At 39.7% G+C, this 4490-nt stretch carries 7 protein-coding genes; 6 read left to right on the plus strand and 1 reads right to left on the minus strand.

What is annotated here, in order from left to right; genetic code table 11:
* The 6 genes from ACJAT7_RS17995 to ACJAT7_RS18020 form a co-directional block, all read left to right on the plus strand.
* The coding region (locus tag ACJAT7_RS17995; RefSeq protein WP_415228177.1) for an elongation factor P hydroxylase at nucleotides 1-250 on the plus strand (250 nt) is incomplete at its 5' end.
* Nucleotides 243-644 carry an acyl-CoA thioesterase gene (locus ACJAT7_RS18000; protein ID WP_415228178.1) on the plus strand — a complete coding sequence of 134 codons (402 nt, stop codon included), beginning with the start codon at nucleotides 243-245 and terminating at the stop codon, nucleotides 642-644. The genes ACJAT7_RS17995 and ACJAT7_RS18000, both read left to right, overlap by 8 nt.
* 197 nt (nucleotides 645-841) lie before the next feature.
* Nucleotides 842-1018 (plus strand): hypothetical protein, encoded by a 177-nt coding sequence (locus ACJAT7_RS18005; protein WP_415228179.1) that lies wholly within the window; start codon nucleotides 842-844, stop codon nucleotides 1016-1018.
* Between the two features lie 272 nt (nucleotides 1019-1290).
* A complete protein-coding gene (locus tag ACJAT7_RS18010) occupies nucleotides 1291-1743 on the plus strand; it encodes a GAF domain-containing protein (RefSeq protein WP_415228180.1) in 453 nt (150 codons plus the stop codon).
* A 30-nt stretch (nucleotides 1744-1773) separates the two neighbouring features.
* On the plus strand, nucleotides 1774-2412 hold the full coding sequence (gene udk / locus ACJAT7_RS18015) for a uridine kinase (protein ID WP_415228181.1): 639 nt from the start codon (nucleotides 1774-1776) through the stop codon (nucleotides 2410-2412).
* 118 nt (nucleotides 2413-2530) lie between these two features.
* A complete protein-coding gene (locus ACJAT7_RS18020; RefSeq protein ID WP_415228182.1) occupies nucleotides 2531-3235 on the plus strand; it encodes a DUF3581 domain-containing protein in 705 nt (234 codons plus the stop codon).
* Between the two features lie 252 nt (nucleotides 3236-3487).
* Here the strand turns inward: ACJAT7_RS18020 and fabR are convergent, their stop codons facing one another.
* Complete coding sequence (fabR, locus tag ACJAT7_RS18025) at nucleotides 3488-4102, minus strand: HTH-type transcriptional repressor FabR (protein WP_415228183.1); 615 nt, start codon at nucleotides 4100-4102, stop codon at nucleotides 3488-3490.
* Between the last annotated feature and the right edge of the window lie 388 nt (nucleotides 4103-4490).

Below are 4490 nucleotides of genomic sequence, written 5' to 3' on the forward strand. Positions count from 1 at the left end.
AAGTTGTGGTTTTAAATTTGATGTCAGCGTGGATAATCTCAGTGGCGTTAGCATTGACCGATTGAGTTTTAAACATAAAGTACATGACAGGGTGATGAATTATTTGCAAAATGGATTGTCTGAGCGGGCTATGCTGCTTATTAATGCCTGTCAGGATTTTTATCACACCCCAGTTTTATCACCTGAATTGTTTAATTATCAGGGGCTAGGGGGGAAAGATGAAAATAATTTTGGAACCGCTTATGCATAAAACTTATCATCATCCGGTGCAGATTTATTACGAAGATACCGACCATTCGGGGGTGGTTTATCACCCTAATTTTCTGAAGTATTTTGAACGGGCCCGTGAGCACGTGATTGACAGCAATCTGCTGGATAAATTGTGGCGTGAAAATGGGCTTGGTTTTGCAGTCTATAAAGCGAATATGATCTTTCAAGATGGTGTTGAATTTGCTGAAATTTGCGATATTCGCACAACCTATCAAATTGATGGTAAGTATAAAACCTTATGGAGACAAGAGGTGTGGCGACCCGGCGCGACTAAAGCGGCTGTTATTGGTGATATTGAAATGGTTTGTCTGGATAAGAACAAACGTTTACAACCTTTACCTGAGGTTATTTTACGCTCCTTATCTTGCCCATAATGATCTCGACTTTTCCGCTGAGCTCAACCCCTCGGTGAACCGAGGAGCGTACTTTCTACCTGGCGATACCCACAAAGCACCCAATTTCCTGACAAAGAAATTGTATTTATCCTATTGTTTGGCAATTCTGGACTAGAATTGTAGGTAGGTAGGTAGGTAGGTAGGTAGGTAATAGGTAATAGGAAAAGGAGGAAGTTATGCACTTTCACAATGCGACCGGTCAAGTGATGAGGCTGGCTGATAATTTAACACTGAAAGAATTATATGATATGGGGATTGAGCTTACCATTTCAGAAAAAGTTGATCCTAACCATGAACTTTGGTTGTCAGATGAAGAGATAGATGCAATTGATACTGAAAAAAAAGATGCTTAATATCTTCGTGCCGTTAAATTCCTCGCTTAATACCCGGGGATTTTTTTTGCTGTTTTTAACCTTTAATCTTAATTAATGTCCATTCCGATAGCCTGCTTGCTGCATTCATAGTCAGTATGTTGCCATTTTACTAATACAGTGCAGAATCGATCTGCCAAGATTTATTATGGACAGGGGGAAAGAATATTCAGATCAGCGCCGCAACTATTTGCAACCGCAAGCCGCTCGTGTATTATCGCGATCATTCACTTCCGAACCCATAAAGATAAAAAATGACATTTAAAGATTATAAATTATTAAGCCAACAAGCCGTTGCATTAATTGCGGATGAAACGGATTTAACTGCAAACCTTGCTAATCTCAGTGCATTACTCAATATGAACTTGGATAATATTAACTGGGTCGGATTTTACCTGTTAAAGGATAATCAATTAGTGTTAGGTCCTTTCCAAGGCCAGCCCGCCTGCATTCGTATCCCCTTAAATACAGGCGTGTGCGGGACAGCATTTTCTAGCAATACAATACAAAGAGTGGCTGATGTGGATCAATTTTCCGGGCATATTGCCTGTGATGCAAACAGCCAATCTGAAATTGTCTTACCCATCAGTCTACGGGGAATACCCGCGCTGTTATTAGATATAGATAGCCCGATTAAAAACAGGTTCACACAAAACGATCAAGATGGATTAGCCTACTTGGTTGAACAAATACAGCCGCATCTGTGATTTTTATTTATTTATTTAAGGTTTATTAAGTTGGATTCAAAAAATTGTGTTGTTATTGCAATCGCAGGCGCTTCTGCATCGGGTAAAAGTTTAATCGCAAATACTATTTATCGAGAGTTGTGTGAAGAGCTAGGGACCAATCAAATAGGGATGATTTCCGAGGATTCCTATTATCGGGATCAAAGCCATCTTGAATTAGCGCTGCGCAAGTTAACTAATTACGATCATCCTAAGGCATTTGAGCATGAGTTGTTGTGCTCTCATCTTAAAATGCTAAAAGAGAACCGTGCCGTTAATATCCCCGTTTACAGTTATACCGAGCATACCCGTACACTACAATCAGAGACAATGACCGCCAAAAAAGTGATCATTTTAGAAGGTATATTATTACTCACGGATTCCGCTTTACGTGAGCAGATAGATGTCAGTATTTTTATTGATACGCCCCTTGATATCTGCCTTATGCGCCGTTTGGTTCGGGATATGGCCGAGCGAGAAAGAACGATGGACTCCGTTTTATCACAATATACAAAAACAGTCCGTCCGATGTTTTTACAGTTTATCGAACCCTCTAAACAACATGCTGATATTATTGTGCCACGGGGTGGCAAAAACCGCATTGCGAAGGATCTTCTCAAAACAAGAATAAAGTACCTATTGGAAAAATAAATAGACTGTTATTTAAGGTCATATTTGCCCGAACGGTTTGACCGGCAGATTAAGTGCTTCGACCGGCATTATTTCTCCATTTTTGTATTTTAACCAACCTTTTATCTAAGAGAACATAATGTTATTAGAATCTTATTACACTAAATATGACAATATAATGCGTATTACTGCCGAGCAGGCAAGTGACTTCGCGAAACAGCAATGCCATGATTTTAACCCGCTTCATGATCCTGATAATAAGCGTTTCTGCGTACCGGGTGACCTCTTATTTGCGTTGGCTTTATATGAATATGGGATCAGTGAGTCGATGAGTTTTACTTTTACTAATATGGTGGGTGCGAACATGGGCATCATCTTTCCGGAAGCTGATAGTGAGCATATTATTATCACTAATGAGCAGGGTAAAAGTGTGTTAGAAATTAAAAAACAGGGCAATACCAGCCATGATCCCGTATTAATAAAATCGTTAATTAAAAACTATGTGGTTTTTTCAGGGCAAAATTTTCCCACGCTGTTGATGCCATTAATGAAAAAGCATAATGTGATGTTCAATCCTGCTCGCCCGTTGGTTATGTACAACAGTATGAGCTTTGAGTTTGAATCTTTATCACTTGATAATCCACTGCATGTGGAGTTATCAGATTCTTACTTTGAAGTAGAGACAAAGCGCGCGGATAGTTTTCTGAATTTTGATATTTTTGACGGGCAAAAAGTGATTGGGAAAGGCATCAAAAAGCTCATCGTTGCCGGTTTAAAACCCTATGATCATGAACTTATTAGTGCTTTCTCGCTGGCTTATGAAAGCAGACGTTCTGCATTTTAACGCTATGCAGGAATTCGCCTGGGGAGGTCAATAAATTGTAATTAATTTTTTAATTACAATTCTGTTTATCTTCCGACACTATCACAGCCCTAGTACAGCAAGATAAGTAGACAATCGCGTTCGGGAAAATATAATGCTCTTGTATAAATCGTAGCTCGTCGCTCGCAATTCGTAGCCCGTAACTCGTAACTCTTATTTACCGGGGAGGGTGTCAACATCGCCTCAGATACTGAAATAACAGGTGAAACTTAGTTAATCAGTTTGATATGAGTTCATCTCTAATGATCCTTTGTCAATCATCTGCAACTGTAAAATAGTGCGTTTAGTTAAATCATCCCGTCTTTTTTGGTCAACATCTAAAGCCTCTGCACCCGCACTAAAAACAATAGTGATCGCTGCATTGGCTTGCAGGTAAGCAACCTCGGCATTTAACTTGTTAGCTTGCTGTAAATAACCGCAAAGTACCATCGTAAAAGAATCTATTTCACGGCTCAGTGCGGCTCTAAATGCTGCTGAGACACCGGCTCTTTCCTGTAATAACAAGCGAAAAATATTAGCGTATTGTTCAATGAACTCCATAAAAGTCAACACGGATATTTTCACGGCGGAACCGCCTTTGTTAATGCGCAGCCTGGCTTGAGACCTTAGTTGTTTAAGCATTAAGCCTGCTTCGTCAATCAAGATCAAACCAAGCTCTTCCATATCCGAAAAATGACGATAAAATGAGTTTGGTGAGAGTCCTGCCGCTTTAGTCACTTCCCGTAAACTTAAATTTGAAAAACTGCGTTCAGCACTTAATTGAGCGAAAGCTGCATCAATTAACAGACGGCGGGTTTTTTCTTTTTGCTGTGCTCTAATGCGACTCATGACTAGACCTTTTAGTTAAATCGTTACTTATTCCGATAGCATCCCGAAGCCTATAGGCATTCCCAGTGTAGGACTGTACCAAGCAATGTGCAGAGGTTGAAGTTAAATTTTTGTAAAAAAACACGCTGCGTACCTGAGCATTATGTTAAGATACACTTAAGGTGTACATCTGTACGCTGAATTTTTTATTTTCTATATTTGCTGAGTTGGAGGCGAAATGAATAAACCCCGTATTCTTTGGCTTAATGTTTCGTTCTTTTTGAGCACGTTTTTATTAGCCGCAATTGCCGTACCTTATCGTGCCGTCACGCATGGTTTTGATGGGTTCGAAATTATATTTGCATTGTTATGTTTTATTTTCTGCGGCATGTCAATTACGGCGGGTTAT

It is taken from the genome of Psychromonas sp. (assembly GCF_047632995.1).
Classification (GTDB): Bacteria; Pseudomonadota; Gammaproteobacteria; order Enterobacterales; family Psychromonadaceae; genus Psychromonas.

What these genes read in the sequence shown, in the direction of transcription:
- ACJAT7_RS18000 (WP_415228178.1), top strand. Translation starts at nt 243, where the DNA reads ATGCATAAAACTTATCATCATCCGGTGCAGATTTATTACGAAGATACC.
- ACJAT7_RS18005 (WP_415228179.1), top strand. Translation starts at nt 842, where the DNA reads ATGCACTTTCACAATGCGACCGGTCAAGTGATGAGGCTGGCTGATAAT.
- ACJAT7_RS18010 (WP_415228180.1), top strand. Translation starts at nt 1,291, where the DNA reads ATGACATTTAAAGATTATAAATTATTAAGCCAACAAGCCGTTGCATTA.
- ACJAT7_RS18020 (WP_415228182.1), top strand. Translation starts at nt 2,531, where the DNA reads ATGTTATTAGAATCTTATTACACTAAATATGACAATATAATGCGTATT.
- fabR (WP_415228183.1), bottom strand. Translation starts at nt 4,102, where the DNA reads ATGAGTCGCATTAGAGCACAGCAAAAAGAAAAAACCCGCCGTCTGTTA.